The sequence below is a fragment of the Spirosoma aerolatum genome, assembly GCF_002056795.1.
In the GTDB taxonomy this organism is placed as follows: Bacteria; Bacteroidota; Bacteroidia; order Cytophagales; family Spirosomataceae; genus Spirosoma; species Spirosoma aerolatum.
In genome coordinates this window covers 2500725-2520502 of record NZ_CP020104.1, presented here as the reverse complement: position 1 = coordinate 2520502, position 19778 = coordinate 2500725, and the positions used below count along the sequence as shown (strand labels likewise).

The 19778-nt window shown below is 49.7% G+C and carries 17 protein-coding genes; 2 read left to right on the top strand and 15 right to left on the bottom strand.

Annotation, left to right across the window (positions count from 1 at the left end; genetic code table 11):
* Nucleotides 1–390: 390 nt before the first annotated feature.
* The gene (locus B5M13_RS10070) at nt 391–825 is read left to right on the top strand and encodes a DUF6934 family protein (RefSeq protein ID WP_080055555.1); all 435 of its coding nucleotides are present in this window, start codon (nt 391–393) and stop codon (nt 823–825) included.
* A 208-nt stretch (nt 826–1033) separates the two neighbouring features.
* Here B5M13_RS10070 and cas6 read toward each other — a convergent pair whose 3' ends face one another.
* On the bottom strand, nt 1034–1852 hold the full coding sequence (gene cas6, locus B5M13_RS10065) for a CRISPR-associated endoribonuclease Cas6 (protein ID WP_080055554.1): 819 nt from the start codon (nt 1850–1852) through the stop codon (nt 1034–1036).
* Nucleotides 1853–2016: 164 nt separating this feature from the next.
* Here cas6 and B5M13_RS10060 point away from each other — a divergent pair, with 164 nt between their 5' ends.
* A complete protein-coding gene (locus B5M13_RS10060) occupies nt 2017–3000 on the top strand; it encodes a helix-turn-helix transcriptional regulator (RefSeq protein WP_080055553.1) in 984 nt (327 codons plus the stop codon).
* 65 nt (nt 3001–3065) lie between these two features.
* Here B5M13_RS10060 and B5M13_RS10055 read toward each other — a convergent pair whose 3' ends face one another.
* The 14 genes from B5M13_RS10055 to B5M13_RS09990 all read right to left on the bottom strand — a co-directional run bounded on the left by B5M13_RS10055 (nt 3066) and on the right by B5M13_RS09990 (nt 19674).
* On the bottom strand, nt 3066–3737 hold the full coding sequence (locus tag B5M13_RS10055; protein WP_155297225.1) for a hypothetical protein: 672 nt from the start codon (nt 3735–3737) through the stop codon (nt 3066–3068).
* A 6-nt stretch (nt 3738–3743) separates the two neighbouring features.
* Nucleotides 3744–4193 carry a hypothetical protein gene (locus tag B5M13_RS10050; protein ID WP_080055551.1) on the bottom strand — a complete coding sequence of 150 codons (450 nt, stop codon included), beginning with the start codon at nt 4191–4193 and terminating at the stop codon, nt 3744–3746.
* A 145-nt stretch (nt 4194–4338) separates the two neighbouring features.
* Nucleotides 4339–5439 (bottom strand): endo-1,4-beta-xylanase, encoded by a 1101-nt coding sequence (locus B5M13_RS10045; RefSeq protein ID WP_080055550.1) that lies wholly within the window; start codon nt 5437–5439, stop codon nt 4339–4341.
* Nucleotides 5440–5616: 177 nt separating this feature from the next.
* Nucleotides 5617–5952, bottom strand: coding sequence for a hypothetical protein (locus B5M13_RS10040; protein WP_080055549.1), 336 nt, complete (start codon nt 5950–5952; stop codon nt 5617–5619).
* 28 nt (nt 5953–5980) lie between these two features.
* Complete coding sequence (locus B5M13_RS10035; RefSeq protein ID WP_080055548.1) at nt 5981–7906, bottom strand: alpha/beta hydrolase-fold protein; 1926 nt, start codon at nt 7904–7906, stop codon at nt 5981–5983.
* A 179-nt stretch (nt 7907–8085) separates the two neighbouring features.
* Nucleotides 8086–9237, bottom strand: a complete 1152-nt coding sequence (locus B5M13_RS10030; protein ID WP_080059870.1) for an alpha/beta hydrolase-fold protein — start codon at nt 9235–9237, stop codon at nt 8086–8088.
* Between the two features lie 40 nt (nt 9238–9277).
* Complete coding sequence (locus tag B5M13_RS10025; protein WP_080055547.1) at nt 9278–10399, bottom strand: alpha/beta hydrolase-fold protein; 1122 nt, start codon at nt 10397–10399, stop codon at nt 9278–9280.
* A gap of 182 nt (nt 10400–10581) precedes the next feature.
* Nucleotides 10582–11661, bottom strand: coding sequence for an alpha/beta hydrolase (locus B5M13_RS10020; protein ID WP_080055546.1), 1080 nt, complete (start codon nt 11659–11661; stop codon nt 10582–10584).
* 175 nt (nt 11662–11836) lie between these two features.
* A complete protein-coding gene (locus B5M13_RS10015) occupies nt 11837–12997 on the bottom strand; it encodes an esterase (RefSeq protein ID WP_080055545.1) in 1161 nt (386 codons plus the stop codon).
* A 63-nt stretch (nt 12998–13060) separates the two neighbouring features.
* Nucleotides 13061–15151: an alpha-L-fucosidase gene (locus B5M13_RS10010; protein ID WP_245859914.1), complete on the bottom strand. Its 2091-nt coding sequence runs from the start codon at nt 15149–15151 to the stop codon at nt 13061–13063.
* A gap of 172 nt (nt 15152–15323) precedes the next feature.
* On the bottom strand, nt 15324–16244 hold the full coding sequence (locus tag B5M13_RS10005) for an alpha/beta hydrolase (RefSeq protein WP_080055544.1): 921 nt from the start codon (nt 16242–16244) through the stop codon (nt 15324–15326).
* 141 nt (nt 16245–16385) lie between these two features.
* Nucleotides 16386–17231: a sialate O-acetylesterase gene (locus B5M13_RS10000; protein WP_080055543.1), complete on the bottom strand. Its 846-nt coding sequence runs from the start codon at nt 17229–17231 to the stop codon at nt 16386–16388.
* A gap of 187 nt (nt 17232–17418) precedes the next feature.
* Nucleotides 17419–18996, bottom strand: a complete 1578-nt coding sequence (locus B5M13_RS09995; protein WP_080055542.1) for a glycoside hydrolase family 43 protein — start codon at nt 18994–18996, stop codon at nt 17419–17421.
* A 156-nt stretch (nt 18997–19152) separates the two neighbouring features.
* A complete protein-coding gene (locus B5M13_RS09990; protein ID WP_080055541.1) occupies nt 19153–19674 on the bottom strand; it encodes a VOC family protein in 522 nt (173 codons plus the stop codon).
* Between the last annotated feature and the right edge of the window lie 104 nt (nt 19675–19778).

Sequence of the window (19778 nt, the reverse complement as noted above, 5' to 3'; positions counted from 1 at the left end):
CAACTTGTAAAAGTTTAACCGAATATTGTTTTTTGATACTTGTATTTATATATTAAATACAAGTAAATATTTTAAATTAATTTTTTTATATATTTATTTTGTGTTGCTCAGTTGTCATTCGGAATTGAAATAATATAGTTTTTTGATACTTGCTAATCGTACCCGGCATGCTGAGTCATTTCCATCCAAAGCTATATTCCAAAACTACCTTTTCATTGACGAATGCGGTGATCCTGAATTCTATGGCAAACGCAAGAAACTGTTAGTTGGTCAATCAGGGTATCAACCGCTGTGGAATTGACATATACATGCGAACCCGCCTGCTACCCGGTTAAAGAAGTTTTTAATCGTACAGAAAAATGTGATTTTCTTCATTGTCTGAGTTGATTTATGACCCACCCCTTCTACGAGTTTACTATTCATAATGGAGCTATTCGCTTCGAGTTTGTTAGTATCGGTCAACGGGTTATCCGTAAAGTCATTATTTATCAAAAACTGCCACTTCCCAACCTTTATAATCTAGCCTTGGGAGATATTGAAGTGGGAGGCAAAGCCGATTTTGAGATCATTAGTGATAACGGCGATCGCGATTATGTTCTAGCCACTGTTATCCAGACATTGATTACTTTTTTTCAGAATCATCCACAGGCATCTGTCTTCATTACTGGCAGTACACCAAGTCGTACCAGGCTTTATCAAGTAGTAATCGCACGTGAACTGACAGAGATTCAGAAACGTTTCGAAATCTCTGGGGTTACAGAGACAGGAAATGAACCCTTTCAAAAAGGAGTACTTTATCGGGCTTTTGTAATTTCCCAAAAATGATTGTAGTATTGATAAAAAGTACGGCATCATGGCGTCTGTAATAAAAAAAACTGATCATAAACTCCCTACGAATCATCCCTTGGCTCGCAAATTTGACACAGCGGAGGAAGGTGCTAAAGCAAAGGCTGATTATCTCATAAATACAGTCTTAAAGAATTTTGACTGGGACGCATTTATGGCGAAGAAGCAGGCTTCCAAGAAGTAGGTATTACAGTACCCCCACTGCTCCAAATCCCTCCGCATTATACCGACCAACACCCGCCAGTACGGCCAGTTCAAGCAATTCGGGTGGGCCGCTTAACTCAAACGTGAAGCCGTAGTAGCCCCGTACTTTCGTCTCCGCTCGCGAATCTTCTTTAATCGTTATCAAACGTGATTTAGGTTCACGATTCGGCAATAGTCGATACGTCACTGCCGACGTCGCAAAATCATCGTCAGCTATGCCACTGGCCGATACGGTTCTGGGTACGCTGTTCCACTTCGCCAGTAGGTTGTCGATCAGTAACGGTCCGTAGTGTACGTCGGCCGGGTGCAGATACTGGTCCATACTCCGCCCTGTGGTTCCTCGCTCCGATTTTTCGGCAATCACGACCGGAGAGAGCGTTCGGAGTTGAACGGTCGTTGCTGGTATCTCTACGGGTATGGCCTCGACCCGCTCAATAATGAACTCTGCCCGGTGTCTGGGCGTGGCAATTACACACCGCTGATCCTGAAACAAACCCATGATGAAATGCTGGGCCGCTTTATCGACATAGAAGCTAACAATCCATTCAATGTAGGGTGTGGTCACCCATAGGCCACCTGCTGCTGTATCGATCCGCGCTTTGGGGATGATCAGGTCCGAGAACGTAAAGAGCTTGAACCGACGTGTAGGCGAATATTCGTAGCCCTGGCTGTGCAGAAACGTAGCATACTTCGCGTCGGCTTCGGCCAATACGGCGTAGATGAACGCGCTAAGTCGGTAAGCGTAGTTGAACGGTACGAGCGTTTGTCTTACGGTGGGTCGAAGGGTAAGTTTGAATTGCATATCTATATCATCGGCATGGATTGTACAAGAAAAATGAAACTTATGCGCTTTTCTACTATTTTTTGGAAAGGCTTGAGCGAACGTTCAAAAGTATATGGGGTATCGTATAGCCTATCTGTTCGCAACTGCTTTTTTTGCAGAAAATTCCGCACTCGTTCTGAATCATGCCTATTGTCAAAAACCGTGAAGATCGTCTTCACGCTATTAACAGCCGTTTGAATCGCTGGGGAAACCGCCCCGCTCCTACCGAAGAACTGGCACGTCTGTGCGATGTGGCCCAATCGACTATCAAACAGGACATCGCCTATCTGAAAGATGTTCATGCTGCCCCAATCGAATACAGTCGCAAGCCAAAGGGGTACTATTACACGGAGCCGTTCAATCTGGCTGCGTCTATTACGTTTACGGAGAAAGACCTGGCGGCACTCCATGCGGCCGTGGCCACACTCAACCAGTATCAGCACCTGCATTTGTTCGATGGTCTTCGCGGCACGGTCGATAAGATCGACAAAGCGGTTCGGTTCCGCACCAGCCCCTCCGACGATTTCGGCCAGTACATCCTGTTCGAGTCGGTTCCGTTCGTCAAAGGAAGCACGTATGTAGAACTGTTTTTGCAGGCGATCCATGCGCAGCGGGTCGTCACCTTTGCACATCAGCGATTTGATACGGAGAAAACCAAACCCCATCGACTATTTCCGTATGTCATTAAAGAACATCGGAACCGATGGTACGTGGTCGGCTGGCAACTAGATTATGGCAAAATCCGGGTTTTCGGTCTGGACCGCATCATCGACGGCACCCTCCAGATTACCGACGACACCTACAATGCTCCTGCGTTTGATGCCAACCTGTATTTCCATAAAGCGCTGGGGGTAGCCGCTTACGACAACCCGCCCGAAGAGGTTATCCTATCGTTCACACGCCAGCAGGGTTTGATTTTTCGGGCACAGCCATTTTATCCCTTTCAGGAGGCCGATGTTCTGGCCGATACCGAGAACGAATTTAGGATCAAGCTGTCGATTATCGTCAATAAAGAACTGGTTTACGAACTAGCCCGCCTGGGTAATTCGGTTAAAGTGCTCTCTCCGCAAACCTTAGTCGATGACCTTATCGACTTTCATCGGCAAGCCCTCGCCCAATATCCGTAAACGTACTGGCCCCGTATTGACTCGCTACAAAGGCCTATCGCAACTCCTACCCTGGCTATGACCGTTTATTTGGTTAAATCAACCTGAATGTTGAAGGCCAGCCATGCCTCCGATCGGTCCCGGTAGAGGTTCGTGGAAGCCGGAAATTTGGTGAATGTGATGGGGTTTTTGATCTGAACATATTGCACCGGAGCAAGCAGGGTAGCATTGTCGCCCGTCGAGTAATTCAACTGAATCGTAAAACTGACCCGATTAGGCCGGGTCCCCGGCAATGGTAATTCAGGTTTGACATCAAGTTTTTTCACTACCCCCACTTCGCCCGGTGAAATGGGACTGCTCACGGTTGAGGTGCCAACTTCATAGAAGCCCGTTAGTAGTGGAGGGCTGGGTATGGGACTAGGCTTAGGTGAAAAACTGGGGGTATTAATCCGCTTAAAATCGAGCGATACATTGTAAAAATACGAGTCGCCACCAGATGAGTGGATGGTTTTGACAGCCTTGCTTTTTGGCAATTTCACGGACGTAGCGGTGGGGGTAAGCTTGCCCACAACCTCCTGGTTCTTGCCCAGGAAATAGAGCGCCTGGATTTGAAATTCGCAGGGAAACGGGCGCGGCTGGCCGTTACTCATTTTGCAGGGAACGGGTGCTGGGGGAGCAACCGGCAGATCGGGCCGGGCAGCTAGTAAACGGGTCAGGAGTATAGCAACCAGCATCATTTTCATGGATAGGTTTAGCATACGTTTTCAGGCGTAACGAAAATGGGGTTTAAAGAACTCGCCATCGGTTAGCGCAAAGTAGACAGGTGGCAGGTTAATGTGTTTCTGGAGTTCCTGTAACTGCCTGCCAATGGCCTTCCATAGGTTCAGGTAGGTATCGACAAACTCACCTTCGTAGGGTCGGCCTAAATTGCTAAGGTCACTTTGGTGGTGAATAAAATCCAGCCAAACGCCGACCGTTAATCCTTTATTGGCTTCCTCCATATAATTCGAAATGACCACCAGATCCAGTTCGCCATCCCGACACACTAGCTCAGCGTGGATACTATCTTCACCCAACAGATGGATCGGATAGTCAAATTCGCTGAGCCAGTCAATGATGGCTCCATCATCCACACAGAACAGAATGTTATCTTCCAGATGACTCAGGGTTAAGCCATTGTATTCAACGGATTCTATTTTCAGGAAAGCTGACATGATCAATCTTGAGCTTAAAGTATGTTCGATGACTTGCGGTACCGATTAGCCTGGTCGATGCATTAGTCGAAAAAGATAGAAAAAGACCTCATAGAACTGCGAAAGGCCTTTTTGGTCAACCTATGGCAATCACTTACCTAGAAATTCACTTCGTGGCCGCTATGACTTTCTCAAAAGCAGGCTTGGGCTGGTTGGCCCGGTCAAAGAGCAACGGGTAATTGGTTCGCCCACGGATAGGCCAATTATTCAGCCAGCTATTCCCATCGTTGACGCCCCAAAAGGTTACGCGGGTCACTTTATCCTTGTGCTTCAGCAATAGGTTGAACAGAGCTTCATAATCAGCCGCCAACTGCTGTTGCACCGTATCTGGCAACCCAGCCGCGTAGGGGTTCGACTGCTCATTGGCGGTCATCCGCTGGCTTACATCGGCTCCCTGAAAATTTCGCGGCAGGACATCAATATCCAGTTCGGTAATCATCACCTTCATACCCAGAGCCGCGTATTGGATGATGCTCTCTTCGATGTCTTTCAACGGGAGTTTTCCTACATGCCAATGGCCCTGAATGCCCACGCCATCAATCCGTACGCCAGCTTCTTTTACCTTTTTGATCAAGGCGATACAACCCGCCCGCTTGGCAGGCTGCTCGTTGTTGTAATCATTATAGTACAACTCGGTACCGGGAGAGGCTTCCTGTGCCAGCCGGAACGCGTCTGTAATGTAATTATCCCCGAGGTATTGAAGAAAAACGGATTTGCGCAATGTGCCATCCTCATTCAAGGCCTCGTTCACGACGTCCCACGAGAAGACCTTGCCTTTATAGTGCCCGGCCACCGTTTTGATATGATCCGTAAAGAAAGAGCGAATTGAATCCTGGCTGTGAATACCACGTATGAAGGGGGGTAATTGACTGTGCCAGATCAGCGTGTGGCCGTTTATTTTGATATTATGCTTCTTCCCAAATTCAATCAGCTTGTCGCCCATGGAAAAATCGTACGTATCCCACTTCGGATGAATCAGGGCCGACTTCATGATGTTTTCGGGCGTAGCCATGTTAAACTGCCGGGCAATAAATGCCGTCATCTGCGGGTCCCGTTCCTCAATCTGGGCGTTGTTAAGCGCCGTTCCGATCCCAAAATCCTTTTTAAACGCATCTTTTAAGGATGGGGTGGATTGAGAAAATCCAGGGGCAGCTCCTGTTATGAAAATGGCCGTGCTTACAGCCATGAATTTTCTTTTTGAAATCATTGAGGTATACTGTTGATTTTGAGCAGACTACTTAAATTAAAACTGCGAATGTTTCAGAACCCTTTTGTCATCCCGACGCAGGAGGGATCTTCGGACAAGGAGACTTTTACTAGCACCCGAAGATCCCTCCTGCGTCGGGATGACAAAAGCGTTGCGCAATTAAAGGGTACTATTTTCTTACTGCTTGGCAAGCTTCATTTCACCGCGCTCACTTTTTACAACAATCTCTTTATCAGAAACTAACTCACCAGTGTAGCTCATTTTACGGTCGTTAAATGTGATGCTGTACGAAATCTTTTTGCCATCAACAGTGCCTTCCTGTATGGGAGACTCGCCAAATTGCGTTTTCCAAGTTCCTGTTAATTTATTACCTTCTACTTTAAAGGTATAGTTTACTTCAAACGTACCGTTTTGGGTTTCACGGCTACCTTTCCAGTTGCCATCAATTGGACTTTGCGCAAATGCCACCAAGCTCACAATTGATAAGAATAGAGAAAACAATAACTTTTTCATGGTACTAATTGGGGGTTTAGCTAGAAATTTATTTAAAAAGTAATTGAGAAAACTTAAATAAATCGTGCCGCCAGACAGGCCAGGTATGCCCACCTGCATATTCGCTATATTGGTACTTGATACCCATCTCATCGAATTTCTTCATCATGATCTGGCAGTTCTGATACGCGATGTCTTCCTTACCCCCCATCGAAATCCAGAACTGTTTCAAGTTGCTGTTGATGGTGCTGGCGTTGTCTTTCATAAAGGCGTATTGCGGATCGGAGAGCTTGGGATTATTGGCAAACCAGCCCGAGCTGAACACGCCCAGACTTGAAAACATGTTTGTGTTTTTAATACCCGCATAGAGCGTCTGTAAACCACCCATCGACAGGCCCGCCAACGCCCGGTTCTTCGCGTCGGTTTCGACCCGGAAATTGCTTTCCACAAACGGAATCGCTCCCTGTTTTAGCTCATTTTCAAAGGAACGAAGCACGTTTTCGTTGAAGCCAGCGAGGCCGCCCTGCATGTTCATGTTGCCATCGAGCATCACAATCAGCATGGGTTTGGCTTTGTTTTCGGCAATCAGGTTATCCAGAATCAGGTTGGTTCTTCCCTGCGTGGCCCAGCCCCGTTGATCTTCACCCCCGCCATGTAGTAGATATAGCACCGGATATTTCTCGGTCGATTTGTCGTAACCCGGTGGTGTATAGACGTACATTTCGCGCCAGGAATTTGAGGCTTTCGAGAGGTAGCGTTTGATTCGGATGTCGCCGTGGGGAACATCTTTCAGGGCATAATACCCTTCGTCTTTATCGGGTATTTCGATGCCACTGGCCATACGGCTCATGCCGTAGAAGGTTTCGCTGGCGGGGTCGGCTACAGGCAGTCCATCGATCAACAGTGAATAATAATGAAAACCCCGGCTGATGGAATCGGTGGTTACGTTCCAGAATCCGGCGGTATCTTTCACCATGTCGTATTTTTTACCCAGATCGACCTGAACCTTCTGCGCATCCGGTGCTTTTACCCGGAACACGACGCGGTTGTCGGGCAGAATCTGCGGGTACTTGGCATTCCGTATGTTGGTGGATGCTGGCGTGCCCAGAATCGTGTATCTGGTCAGTGACGACCCATCGACCGGCTTAAACAGGAACTGCGAGAACATGTACAGCCCGTTTTTCCAGACTTTGAAATCATGTACGCCCGGCTCAATGTAATAGATATGCGGTACATCGTTCTGATACAGGTAGTCGTGGGTGCGTTTGCTGAACGTAATCAGGCCGTCGGCATCACCGCACGAAATCCAGAGCAGTTTCAGTTTCTTCCTGGCCTCGGCAGGATTGGGCACTAACTCCTGGGGTGGCTTCGTGTTGGGAGCCGACGAGAACCCACCTACCCAGGCAAATTTGTCCAGATTACCCAGCCCGAAATTCAGCGATTGTCCCCCACCCATCGACAGTCCGGCAATGGCCCGGTGGTCGCGGTCGGTCAGGGTCGGGTATTTCTTTTCGATGAACGGAATCAGGTCATTAAGCAGGTCTTTCTCGAAGGTTGCGAAGGCTTCGACTTTGTCTTTGTCGAAGATATTGCCAACGGCCCGGTCGTCTTTCATCGCCCGACCGTTGGGCATGACCACGATCATCGGCTCCAGTTTCTTCTGGGCGTACAGGTTATCGAGAATGACCTGCGGCTTACCGCCGTTCAGCCATTCCTTTTCGTCGCCCCCGATGCCGTGCAGCAAGTACAGGACCGGGTATTTCGTTTTCTTGTTGAAACCGGGCGGGGTGTACACCAACGCTTTGCGGGTCGTGCCAACCGTTTTCGATTCGTACCGGATGGTGTCGAGTTTGCCGGTGGCAATGCCCGTTTGTACCTGATCGAAGCCTTTCGGCATTTCCTTATCGATTGGTTGGGCGTAACTGGTAGTGCAGAACAGGGCTAAAACAGCTAGGAATGCGACGAATCGTTTCATTGCTTATATCGTTTTTTGATATATTGTAAGTCTTTTTGTCATCCCATTTCTGTCATGCTGACGAAGGAAGCATCTCCAGTAGCCGGAGGTATTACCAGCCTCACCCGAAGATCCCTCCTGCCGCACCGGCGGACCGGTCGGGATGACAAAAACGGAATGACAAAAAACAAAAACACAGGTTATTTTTTGAAAATCAGGCTTGCGTACTGGCGCAGTGAGCGTCGCCAGGTTTGCCATTCGTGCGACGTGCCCGGCGACTCGTAGTACACATGCCTGATACCCGCTTTTTCCAGTGCTTCATGGAAGCCTTTCACGCCGGTATACATCCGCTCAGGCTCCTTGGTGCCTATGCTCACATAAACCACTTTTACCTTTTTATTGAATGCGTCAGCATCAGCCCAGGCTCCGTCGTAGAGTTGTTTAATGTCGGCTCCGGGCTGCAAACGGCCCGCTCCGCTAAATCCACCGATATAGGCAAATTTGTCGAGGTTGGTCATCGTAGTCTGGAACGTCTGGAAACCACCCATCGACAGACCCGCCATCGCCCGGTTATCCCGGTCGGTCAGCGTTCGGAAGGTTTTGTCGATCATCGGGATCACTTCCTTGACCAGTACTTCGGGAAATACATTGCTGTTCATTGAACCGGGGCCATTTCCTGTTGTACTGACGGGTTTTGTAGGGTCAGTGGCATACCCACGCTCCATCACTACGATCATGGGGGTCGCTTTACCTTCCGCAATCAGGTTGTCGAGGATAAAATCCATTTTCCCCTGACTGGGCCAGCCGGATTCATCTTCGCCCGCGCCATGTTGCAGATACAGAACGGGGTATCGCTTTTTCGGACTTTCGTCGTAGCCAGGAGGTGTGTAGACGTTGGCCCGACGCCATGCTTTGGTGATATCGGAATAATAATTAACGGAACGAACCTGACCATGCGGAACATTTTTGGCCTGATAATATTCCATATCCTTGTCGGGAATATCGATCCCACTTGCCATTCGGCCCATACCATAAAACGTCTGACTAGACGGATCGCAGGTGGCAACACCATCGGCAATGAGCGAATAGTAATGGAAACCTTCAACGATGGGTTCGGTCGTTACGGTCCAGAAACCACTGGAGTCTTTCACCATATCGTACTTTTTCCCCAAGTCGATTTGTAGCTTGTGAGCATCCGGCGCTTTCACCCGAAATACCACCCGGTTGTCGGGCAGCACCTGTGGGTACTTCTGCCCCGGAATATTGGTTGTGGCCGGAATGCCGGTGTTTTGCGCATGGCTTTGTATGTACAGAGCAGCCACACAAAGGGTTAAGGCAAGTATTTTTTTCATGGGAAGGTCAAACAGATTAATGGGATCATTCGTCTGCGTTTTAGTTTTTAAACAGCAATGGGGCAAGCTCATGCAGACTGCGACGCCAGGTCTGGAATTCGTGGGCCGTTTTGTCGGATACATACGAAACAGCATTATAGCCAGCCGCTTTCAGGTCGGTAACCGATTTCTGGACACCATCGGGCCGTTCTTTACTGCCGCAGCTAATGAAAACCAGCTTTGGTTTTGCCTTATCCTTGAGATCTTCGGGCGCATACACGCCACCGCTGAGCAGACCATAATACCCAAATACGTCCGGCTTGTTGAGAGTAATCATTTTGGTTTCCATACCCCCCATCGACAGACCCGCCATGGCCCGATTGTCGCGGTTGGACAGGGTGCGGAAATTAGCGTCTACATACGGAATCAGCTCATCGACCATCACGGTCTGAAATGGATCGATTTTAAACTCGCGTATTTTGCCAAACTTCACCTCGTTGGTCATGCCGTAGGTCATTACGATAATAAACGGCTTGATTTTACCTTCGGCAATCAGATTGTCCATAATCAGGTTGGCGTGTCCCTGATTGCTCCAGGCCGTTTCGTCTTCGCCCCAACCGTGTTGCAGGTACAGCACCGGGTATTTTTTCGACTTCTCTTTCTCGTAGCCCGGTGGCGTATACACAAAAGCCCGGCGGGATGTATTGGTGCTTTTCGACGGGAACAGAACCTGCTGCACCATTCCGTGCGGTACATCCTTCAGCGCATAAAAGTCCTGATCGTGAGCGGGTATTTCAATGCCGCTCTCCCACCGAACCGATCCGTAGAAATTCAACGCACCGGGGTCGTTAAACTTGCCACCGTCAATCGTCACGTTGTAGTAATGAAAACCTTCGTCCATTGGTCCGGCTGTGGTTCCGGTCCAGAATCCGTCTTCGCCTTTGGTGAGGATGGTACCTCCTTTTCCGCCCAGTCCCAGGCTCACCCGGACACTATCGGCTTGGGGGGCCTTGATCTTGAATCGGGCGTAACCCTGCGAGTTTACCTGCGGGTACTCCTGCCCCGGCTGATTCAACGAAGACGGTTTAAAATCCTCAACGATAGCCGGTTGGCTACCCTGCGCAAGGCAAGTGGTGTTGATTAATGTGGTTGCGAACAAAGCCACTAAAGTTGTACGAATCATTTTGTTAAGGGGTTTAATTACTATTATTTTGATGCTGTTTCATCCCGAGGAACGACCGGGCCGCCGGAGCGGGGATCTTCGGGTGAGGCTAAAACCTCCGGCTACCGAAGGTCCCCGCTCCGGCGGCCCGGTCGTTCCTCGGGATGACAAAACGCTACTTGCTTACCTTGATAAAAAATTCATCATTGAAACAATTCCTGTAACGTCGTTGCCAGGTACTGCTTGCAGTTCATCCAGGTATGGCCACCGGGAACGATGTAGCTTTTCGTCTTGATTTTCTTCTCTTCAAACATGGCGATGTTCTTTTTTACGGGTTCGTACAGAAAGTCCTCCGTTCCCACGCTGATGGTGAATAATTTCAGTTGGCTGTTGATCTTGTTCGCATCCGGCGACCAGTTTGTGAAGTTTTTCTGAAACTCTTCGGTAGCCGTATAGGGTGCATACGAGCAGATGTAGGCAAATTTGTCGGTGTTGGTCATTCCGATGTTCAGCGTTTGGCCGCCCCCGACTGAGAACCCAGCCACAGCCCGGCCTTTGCTTTCCTTAATGACGGGATAATTGGCTTCGACAAATGGAACAATATCGTTTACCATATCTTTTGTAAAATCGGGCATCGGGGCAGGGCGAACATTACCATAGGGCATCACAATCAGCATGGGTTTGGCTTTGCCCTGCGCGATCAGGTTATCGGCAATCAGGTTGGCGCGGCCTACTTTGGTCCAGGTTTCTTCGGTGTCGGAGCCGCCGTGAATCAGGTACAGCACCGGATATTTCGTCTTGCCGTTCGGGTTAAAACCGGGTGGGGTGTAGACCAGCAACTGGCGGGTTGTTCCGAGCGTGCCCGATTTGTAGTAGCGATAGCTGATTTTGCCGTGGGGTACGTTCTGTAGCGAATGCACCAGCGGCTGATCGCCCGGCACATCGACAATGCTCCGTTTGAAGCGTTCGTTGGCAAAGATGTAGGTGTTATTCGGATCGGCCAGTTGCACACTATCGACCGTAAAGCTGTAGGGATAAATATCGGGTTTGACGGGCGGCACCGTCACGCTCCAGGTGCCCGACGTGTCTTTGGTCAGGGCGACGGGGGCTTTCAGAAATTCACCAGACAGCATGACTTTTTTCGCATTCCGGGAAAAATACCGAAACGTGATGCTATGGTCCGGGTGTACGTCGGGCGAACTGATGGCGGGTGGTCGTTGCTGAGCCAATACTGCACTAGCAGAAAAAAGCAAAGCGTATAAGAAAGAGTTGATATGTTTCATGGCAAGGGTTCAGTCTATTGGATGCTAAATCCTGAAAGTTTATTACACCAAACTACTCATAGTCAAATCGTTAAATTTTAGTTTTGTCATCCGGTTTTTGCCATCCCGATGAACGACCGGGCCGCCGGAGCGGGGATCTTCGGGATGACAAAAACCGGATGACAAAATGTGCACATCAGCGAAATAGCAGTGGCGTAGTGGCAGCAACGTAGGTTTTTACATTCATCCAGGTATGGCCACCGTCGGTAATCAGGCTTTTAAAATTCACCTGTTTCGCCTTCAGATAGTCCATAAACTCCACCGTCCCCTTGTATAGAAAATCATCGCTACCAACGCTCACCCACAACAGTTTCAGTTGCTTATTGGTCTGTTCGGGTTTGGCTACGATCTGGCTAAAGTTCCCATCCATCTCCTGGGGCGACAGGTACGAGCTATAGGCACACACCCACGCAAATTTGTCCATGTTGTTAAAGGCGGTTCGGAGCGTTTGTCCGCCCCCACGCGAAAATCCACCAATGGCCCGGTTCTCCCGGTTAGGAATGGCCCGATACGCCTTTTCGATGTAAGGAATCACGTTGCTCACCAGGTCCTCGGCAAAATCGTTGGCGCGTTTGACGGCATCGGCTCCATCCCGCACGGTTGGGTCGGCAGGTTTCGAGCCGCCCTTTTGTTCGGCTACCCGAGCAGCAATGTTTCCGTAGGGCATTACGATTATCATGGGTTTGGCTTTGCCTTCCGCAATCAGATTGTCCAGAATCAGGTTGGTCTTGCCGACTTTGAAGAAGGTTTCCTCCGTATCGGTTGTCCCACTGATGAGGTAATAAACGGGATACTTTTTCGTGGGTGACTGGTCATAACCCGGTGGCGTATAGACTACCAGCGAACCCGTAGTCCCCGCTATCGACGGATAGTATTCGTAATTGATGGAGCCGTGCGGCACATCGCGCATGGCGTGAATCAGCGGTGTATCGCCCGGTACGTCAACCAGACTGGCTTTGAACCGTTCGTTGGGGAAGAAAGCGACATTGGCCGGGTCCATGACCGTAACACCATCGACTCGAAAACTATACGGATAAATATCGGGCTTGACCGGACCCACTGTAACGCTCCAGATACCCTGCGCATCTTTGGACATGGGCACGGGACCTTTTTCAAACTGTGCGCTTAGTTGCACGTCTTTAGCCTGTGGCGCCAGATACCGGAACGTAACCGACTTGTCAGCGTTCACCTGGGGTGATACCACCAGCGGACCACGGGGCGGCTGGCCGAGTGCCCCCAAATACAGACCAAACAGACTCCAGAAAAGCCCTATTCGGCGGATTAATCGTTGGTTCATCTTTATAAAGGTTTAGGAGTCAATTCATTTTTTGTCATCCCGAGGAACGACAAACGCATACGTTTACTTAGTAATGACATCCACTTCGGCATAGCCTGACGCTGAGCCGTCCTGGGTGTTTTTCAGAGCCCGCAGGTTGATGTATCGGGCTTTTGTTGGTTCAAAGGTTTTGGTTTGCCAGAATGGACTGTTTTTAATGTTCGAAAATTCGCCCTCGCTGACCCGTTTCCAGGTCTGGTTATCCGTCGATACCTCAAACTGATAGTGGGTAATAATGCTGGCTTCCTCCCACCAGTTCTGGGCAGGCAGATACCGGAAACCGGTCAGCGTTTCTTCTTTACCCAAATCAATAACCAGGTCTGTTGGCATTGCTTGACTTTTCGGCTGATGCCAGGAGGTAGCAGGGTTCCCATCTAAAGCCTGATACGCTGCCTTGGCCTCCGTACTCAGGATTTTCCAGCTACTACGGGCGATGTCGAATTTTTCGTCGCTGGCCACGCTGCTTTGTTTCGTAAACGGATTGTAGGTGATCGCCTTCAGATCAACTTTACCGGGACTGGTTTTTACCGGAGCCGTGTATTTGTTCGATTTTGCCGTTGGCGTACTGCCGTCGAGGGTATAATACACCTCCGATTCCGTATCGCCGGATTTGATGTGGATATCGCCAGCCTGATCGCGTGTGATGATGGGGGGCGTCAGAATCAGGGGCGCTTTATATACTTCAAGATTTGAAATCAACGGGCAACCTTTGGCATCCAGAATGTTCAGACGCAGTTGCGTGGCTTCAACGGTCGGGAACCGCAGAATCCGTTTATAGCCGATTGTCGTTTCTTTGGCAATTTCCTTCCAGTTGCCATCCACCAGCGCTTCGACCGTAAATGATTTAACCCGTTGACCCAACCGAATCGGCTCCTGCACCAGAAACCGATTGAACGCCGTGGGTTTACTGAATTGGAGAGTCAGCGATGCGCTACGAGCCGCATCGTCTGTCGCCCAATAGCTTTCTTTATCGGCATCGATGGCTTTGCTGGCGGCATAGGTCGCGCTTTTGCCGCGTACCTGGTCAGCAGTGGCACGGGCGTTCCTGGCCAGATTCACGGCAAAAGCTTCCTTCGTTGCTTTGGCAAAGGCTTGTACGGCCTGTTCGTCTTTCTCGTGAATCAGCCCGTTGGGCATGATCGGGAAATTGAGCAGCAGCGTCCCGTTCCGACCAATGGAGTTGTAATACGTATCCATCAGTTGGGGCAGGGTCTTCACCTTTCGGTCTTCCCGTTCGTGATAAAACCACTCCGGCCGAATGGAGGTGTTTACTTCGCCCGGTACCCAGGCATTGCCATTTTCGACCCCATGACGAAGCATTTGCTCCGGTACATCGCCGGTCGCATTTAAGAGGCTCCAGTTGGTTTCGCCAACGTACCCCGCTTCGGTACCTACCCAGCGCAGGTCGGCCCGGTCGCCACCATCGTTCCAGATGACAATTTTGGGCTGGAGCTTTCGCACGAGTTTGTATGTATTGGGCCAGTCGTAATAGGTTTTAGCGTCAATTTTCCGCGTTTCGTTGGCTCCACCGTAATAGCCCGACCCACCATTGGCCCCATCGAACCAGACTTCAAAAATGTCACCGTAGCTGGTGAGCAATTCTGTCAACTGGTTGCGGAAATAGGTAATGTATTCAGGCTTTCCGTAGTCGGGATGATTCCGGTCCCAGGGCGACAGGTAGACGCCAAACTTCAGGCCGTATTCTTTACAGGCATCGGCCAGCTCCCGCACTATATCGGCTTTCCCGTTCCGCCAGGGAACATTTTTAACGGAATATTCGGTGTATTTCGAGGGCCAGAGGCAAAAGCCGCTGTGGTGTTTGGCCGTGAAAATGATGCCTTTCATCCCGGCTTCTTTGCAGATACGCGCCCACTGTCGGCAATCCAGTTTGGTCGGATTAAACAGCTTCGGATCTTCGTTGCCGAAGCCCCAGGCCATGTCGGTATACGTATTTATCGAAAAATGAATGAAGGCATAGTACTCCATGTGCTGCCAGCGCAACTGGTTGTCGCTGGGCAACGGACCAACGGGCTGCGGTGGCGTTGGCTGAGCTAATCCAATTGTGTAAAAAGCCAGACTCAGGAGCAGCCACAGATTAAAACGTTTTTGCCTCATTCTACTCATTTTGTTAAGATGGGAGTTGTCTTTGTCATCCCGAATCGAATCACATTTGGTCTTAGTGTTTTTGTCATCCCGAGGAACGAGGGATCTTCGGACAAGCCCATTGAATAGTCCGAAGATCCCTCGTCCCTCGGGATGACAAAAACACCAATGAAAACTCAATTAATCATTCTTTGATCCAGTTATTCTGCTGCATCCAGGCAAACAGCGGCTCCATCCAGCCGGGATGCCGGAAAATAAACCCGTGATCGCCCTTGGGGTAAATGTGCATTTCGACGGGTACTTTCTGATGCCGGAGTTTTTCGAAATAGACAATGCTGTTGTCGACATCGACCAGTTTGTCGTCGGCGGCATGAGTCAGGTAGGTGGGTGGCGTATTGGCCCGAACCTGCAACTCATTGGAGAAAAGCTCGACATCCGCCCGCGACGGATTTTTACCCAGCAGATTGTCGTGCGAACCGCCATGCGTCAGGCTGTCCTGCATACTGATAACGGGGTACACCAGTATCTGAAAATCAGGGCGTAGACTGGTATTATTACCGTTTTCTACATAGGCTTTTTCAAAATGTGTCGCCAATGTAGACGCCAGATGCCCACCCGCCGAAAAGCCTATGACGCCTACTTTACTGGCATCGACACCCCACGTAGCGGCATTTTCGCGAACCAGTTTTATGGCCTGTTGCGCATCCTGCAACGGACCAATTTTCTTATCGACCATGATGGCATCGCTGGGTAATCGGTATTTCAGGATAAAAGCGGCCACGCCTTTCTCAGCAAAGGCCTTGGCAATATTGATACCTTCGCCCTGATACACCACAACCCCATACCCACCGCCGGGAATGATGACGACCGCCGTGCCGGACGCTTTGGCAGGATTCGGTTTGTAATACTCCAGCGTGGGTTTAGTAATACCCTTGAAAACACCCGTTGACGCGCCTGTTTCCGGCAAGTCAGATGCTTTTGCATTCGGAACAGCCCCCGGATAGAGCGGCATAATTTCCTGAGCACTTGCGGGTAGCGATGCCACCAGCAACCAACCAACTAAAGCGGCCAAAATGCCTTTATTTATTGAATTAAAGCGTTTCATATAAAGGAATCGAATGCAGTCTAACGTGTGTTTTTGTCATCCCGACGCAGGAGGGATCTTCGGGTGCGAGAATGTATTGCTGTTAGCGAAGATCCCTCCTGCGTCGGGATGACAGAAAAAGTATTCCTATTCACAGCATACTTAGTTGGTTACCATCGGTTTATAACCCAGCAGCGTCAGCATTTGCGTGGCGTATCGTTTTCCTAGTTCTCTATAGCCAGCCGCATTGAAGTGCAGATTATCGGCCGAGTCGGTACAGCCTGCCGACGAAATCACATGCGCGTTTTTGATCGTTTGCGGAAGCGTAGCAATGATTCTATTCATGCTCGCACAAATCCCTCCCTGATCGGCATTGACGGTTTCGCCAGCCAGTAGGGGGACCTTTTTGGGTTTAAGGTCGAGGTCATGCATCAGGTTGTCATACACGACTTTTACTTTTTTCGTCCACAGCGTATCGTTGGTATTCGACTCGCCCTGATGCAACAGAACTCCTTTAATGACGCCATCCTTCTGTGCCAGCTTCGCCATTTCGACCAGACGGGCGTATGGATTTCCGCCGTATTCGTTGATGAAGTTTTTCATCCAGCCCGGCACATTAGCCGTGTACGACTGGTAATGATCTTTGTCGAACAGTTCGATTTTACAGCCGCCCACCGCCACATTGATGACACCAATGCGGACCTTTTCGGGCAGATTGGCAACTAACTCACGGCCAAAGTAATCGGCGGGTGTAAGACCGGTCCGGCAGCGACACAAGGGAGGCACTGCCGTATACCACTGACCCATTTTTCGATTCAGGCTGGGGCAATCAACGGCTTCCAATACCTGAAATCGGCTGTTCACATTGACCGTATCCTGTGGTTCTATTTTGGCATTACCTTCCATGTTCGACTGACCGAAGCAGAGGAAGATGTAAAAGTTTTTGTCCTGAGCCGAAGCCCTAAAGCCGATAAAGGCAAAGAGGGCTAGTAAACAGATTTTATTCATAATTCATTTAGTAAAGGCTAGTAAGTTTAAGCGCCGTTTTTGTCATCCCGACGAAGGAGGGATCTTCGGTAGTTAAAAAGAGTCTCACCCGAAGATCCCTCCTGCGTCGGGATGACAAAACAGCTCATATTTATACAAATTGCTGATAGTCAATAGTTTGACTCTGATCAATATTCCTTCGTCATCTTTATTCTTTCTTTATGATTTGGTCGGTGATTCGGAAATAGTCGAAATCGGCAAAACCGCCCGTTTGCAGAGTGGCGTAATTGACCAGACCGAAGCGATAGCCCATAAAATGCGGGATGGTGTATGGCATTTTCAGCGGTTCACCGATTTTTGTCCAGGCTTTACCGTCGAGGCTGTAGAAAAAATTGGCGATGTCCTTACGATCCCGAAAATCACATTCAGCTTTCAGATAAACCGTTTTCTGGCTCAACGACACCCGTTGTACCTCAACAGGTTTCCCGGTTGCTGCACTGACCATCAAGATGGCGTTTTGCCCATTTTCCCGTTTTACGCCGACCAGACCGTAATTCTTCTGCAACAGACTCAAGCCCGCAAAATCACCATCTTTCAGATTGGATACATCGAGCGCGGTAGAGCCCGAACAGGTCGGGCCGATGGTGCGTTGGGTAAGCGTGTTGCGAGCCAGTACAAACGAGGTGTCGACCCGTCCGGTTTTCAACCGCAGATAGCCGCTTCGTTCCGTTACTGACCAGAGCCTGTTGTCGGGATTGTGGTTCCATTGCCAGACCAAGGGCAAGGCGGGCTCCCCTTTTTTGCGGGTAAATTCGTCGGAATGCACAATGCCGGGAATTAAACCCTTACTGGCCGGAAGGTCAAGCGTTTCGGGTACTTTGCCATTAACGCCCAACACGGGCCAACCGTCTTCCCACTTTACCGGCACCAGATACGGAATTCGGCCCACGCCCCCAAAATCGCGAAAGAGATAAGCAAACCACCGACCGTCGGGCGTATCGATGAGGCCACCCTGCGCCACGCCCAAATCCTGCAAGGCGACTCGCCCTTCCCACGGCCCCGTAAGTTTGTCGGCCCGGTGAATAAGTACGGTTCGCATGCCCCCTTTGGGCCAGCTAATGTTGAACAGGTAATACTTGCCGTTGACCTTGAAAAGCTGTGACCCTTCGGCTGGTAAGCCACCACCCGTGCCTGAAGGGATGCTGGCGTTTTCGATCAACACCTGCCCGGTAGTACCGGGTTTTACGCCCGACGCATCGGCATTGAGTTCCAGTATGTTGAGTTTACCCGCACCATAGATCAGGTACGTTCTGCCGTCGTCATCAAAAAACAGACTGTGATCGTGATAGGATGGTTTGAAGGAAACTTCTTTCCAGGGGCCTTTTTCGATGTTTTTGGTCGTGTAGATATAGGTCTTGCCTGTCGTTTGGGCGAAGGTGGTTGCGTAGTACGTTCCGTTGTGATACCGCAAACTACTGGCCCACGAACCACGTCCGTAGGTGCTTTTGCCGTTTGTCAGATTCAGTGCATCAACACTAGCCAGTGTATCGTAGGCATAGCCGACCATCTGCCAGTTAACCAAGTCTTTCGATTTCATGATCGGTAGGCCCGGACTCAGGTGCATGGTGGTGCTGCTCATGTAGTAGGTGTTGCCCACCCGAATCATGGCCATATCCGGCACATCGGCAAAGATGATTGGGTTATGTGCCGTTTGTGCTTTTGCGGAGAACTGCGTCAGCAAAAGCATAACGGCCAGCAGGCCAGATTGAAAAGGGAATACTTTCATACAAATGCTTTATTATGAACTACTTTTGCCATTCGTTTATTTGTCATCCCGAGGAACGAGGGATCTTCGGGTGATATAAAAAAATACTCTACAGAAGATCCCTCGTTCCTCGGGATGACAAAAAATGCGATGACAGAAGAACGTGACAAAAAACGCTTACTCCACTGGGCCAATCAGTTCAATGAAATTGCCATCAGGGTCCTGCACGAACACAAAGTGCGCTTTGGCGTTCAACGGTGTCGGGGTGCTGCCCAGAAACGGCACTTTCATTTGGGTCAGACGCTCAATGATGGGTTTCAACGCTTTCACCTGAATGGTGATGTACTGCATCCCCGTATCGTCCTGAATGTGTTTGGGTTTCGGATGGGAGGGCTTGCTACCAAAGCTCATCAGTTTCCAGTCGGTGGCATCGGGGCTGTTTTCGAGTTTCAGAATGGTTACGTTCGTGGCTACGCCGTTGGTCAGGCCGGAGCGTTTGCCAAAATCTTCGTTGATGGTGAAGCTACCCGTTTTGACCATACCGATACCGTTGACGTAGAAATCCACCGAGCGGTCGAGATCGGCCACAACAACCCCCACACCAATAACTTTGCTGGTGAAGTTTGATTGCGCATAGGAGGCCCAACTCAGTAGCAGTCCTAACGTCAGAAAATGGATTTTAGCGATGAATTGACACATAGGTTTTGTTGTAAAAAGCATGTTTGGCACTTGTAATAGTGTTAGTTTGACACATTTATGGGTAGCGACAATTTTACCTTCTCTACTTAGGCTGCAATGCATCA

What these genes read in the sequence shown, in the direction of transcription:
- B5M13_RS10030 (WP_080059870.1), bottom strand. Translation starts at nt 9,237, where the DNA reads ATGAAAAAAATACTTGCCTTAACCCTTTGTGTGGCTGCTCTGTACATA.
- B5M13_RS10020 (WP_080055546.1), bottom strand. Translation starts at nt 11,661, where the DNA reads ATGAAACATATCAACTCTTTCTTATACGCTTTGCTTTTTTCTGCTAGT.
- B5M13_RS10035 (WP_080055548.1), bottom strand. Translation starts at nt 7,906, where the DNA reads ATGAAACGATTCGTCGCATTCCTAGCTGTTTTAGCCCTGTTCTGCACT.
- B5M13_RS10000 (WP_080055543.1), bottom strand. Translation starts at nt 17,231, where the DNA reads ATGAATAAAATCTGTTTACTAGCCCTCTTTGCCTTTATCGGCTTTAGG.
- B5M13_RS10040 (WP_080055549.1), bottom strand. Translation starts at nt 5,952, where the DNA reads ATGAAAAAGTTATTGTTTTCTCTATTCTTATCAATTGTGAGCTTGGTG.
- B5M13_RS10055 (WP_155297225.1), bottom strand. Translation starts at nt 3,737, where the DNA reads ATGCTAAACCTATCCATGAAAATGATGCTGGTTGCTATACTCCTGACC.
- B5M13_RS09995 (WP_080055542.1), bottom strand. Translation starts at nt 18,996, where the DNA reads ATGAAAGTATTCCCTTTTCAATCTGGCCTGCTGGCCGTTATGCTTTTG.
- cas6 (WP_080055554.1), bottom strand. Translation starts at nt 1,852, where the DNA reads ATGCAATTCAAACTTACCCTTCGACCCACCGTAAGACAAACGCTCGTA.
- B5M13_RS10050 (WP_080055551.1), bottom strand. Translation starts at nt 4,193, where the DNA reads ATGTCAGCTTTCCTGAAAATAGAATCCGTTGAATACAATGGCTTAACC.
- B5M13_RS10045 (WP_080055550.1), bottom strand. Translation starts at nt 5,439, where the DNA reads ATGATTTCAAAAAGAAAATTCATGGCTGTAAGCACGGCCATTTTCATA.
- B5M13_RS10010 (WP_245859914.1), bottom strand. Translation starts at nt 15,151, where the DNA reads ATGAGGCAAAAACGTTTTAATCTGTGGCTGCTCCTGAGTCTGGCTTTT.
- B5M13_RS10070 (WP_080055555.1), top strand. Translation starts at nt 391, where the DNA reads ATGACCCACCCCTTCTACGAGTTTACTATTCATAATGGAGCTATTCGC.
- B5M13_RS09990 (WP_080055541.1), bottom strand. Translation starts at nt 19,674, where the DNA reads ATGTGTCAATTCATCGCTAAAATCCATTTTCTGACGTTAGGACTGCTA.
- B5M13_RS10060 (WP_080055553.1), top strand. Translation starts at nt 2,017, where the DNA reads ATGCCTATTGTCAAAAACCGTGAAGATCGTCTTCACGCTATTAACAGC.
- B5M13_RS10025 (WP_080055547.1), bottom strand. Translation starts at nt 10,399, where the DNA reads ATGATTCGTACAACTTTAGTGGCTTTGTTCGCAACCACATTAATCAAC.
- B5M13_RS10015 (WP_080055545.1), bottom strand. Translation starts at nt 12,997, where the DNA reads ATGAACCAACGATTAATCCGCCGAATAGGGCTTTTCTGGAGTCTGTTT.
- B5M13_RS10005 (WP_080055544.1), bottom strand. Translation starts at nt 16,244, where the DNA reads ATGAAACGCTTTAATTCAATAAATAAAGGCATTTTGGCCGCTTTAGTT.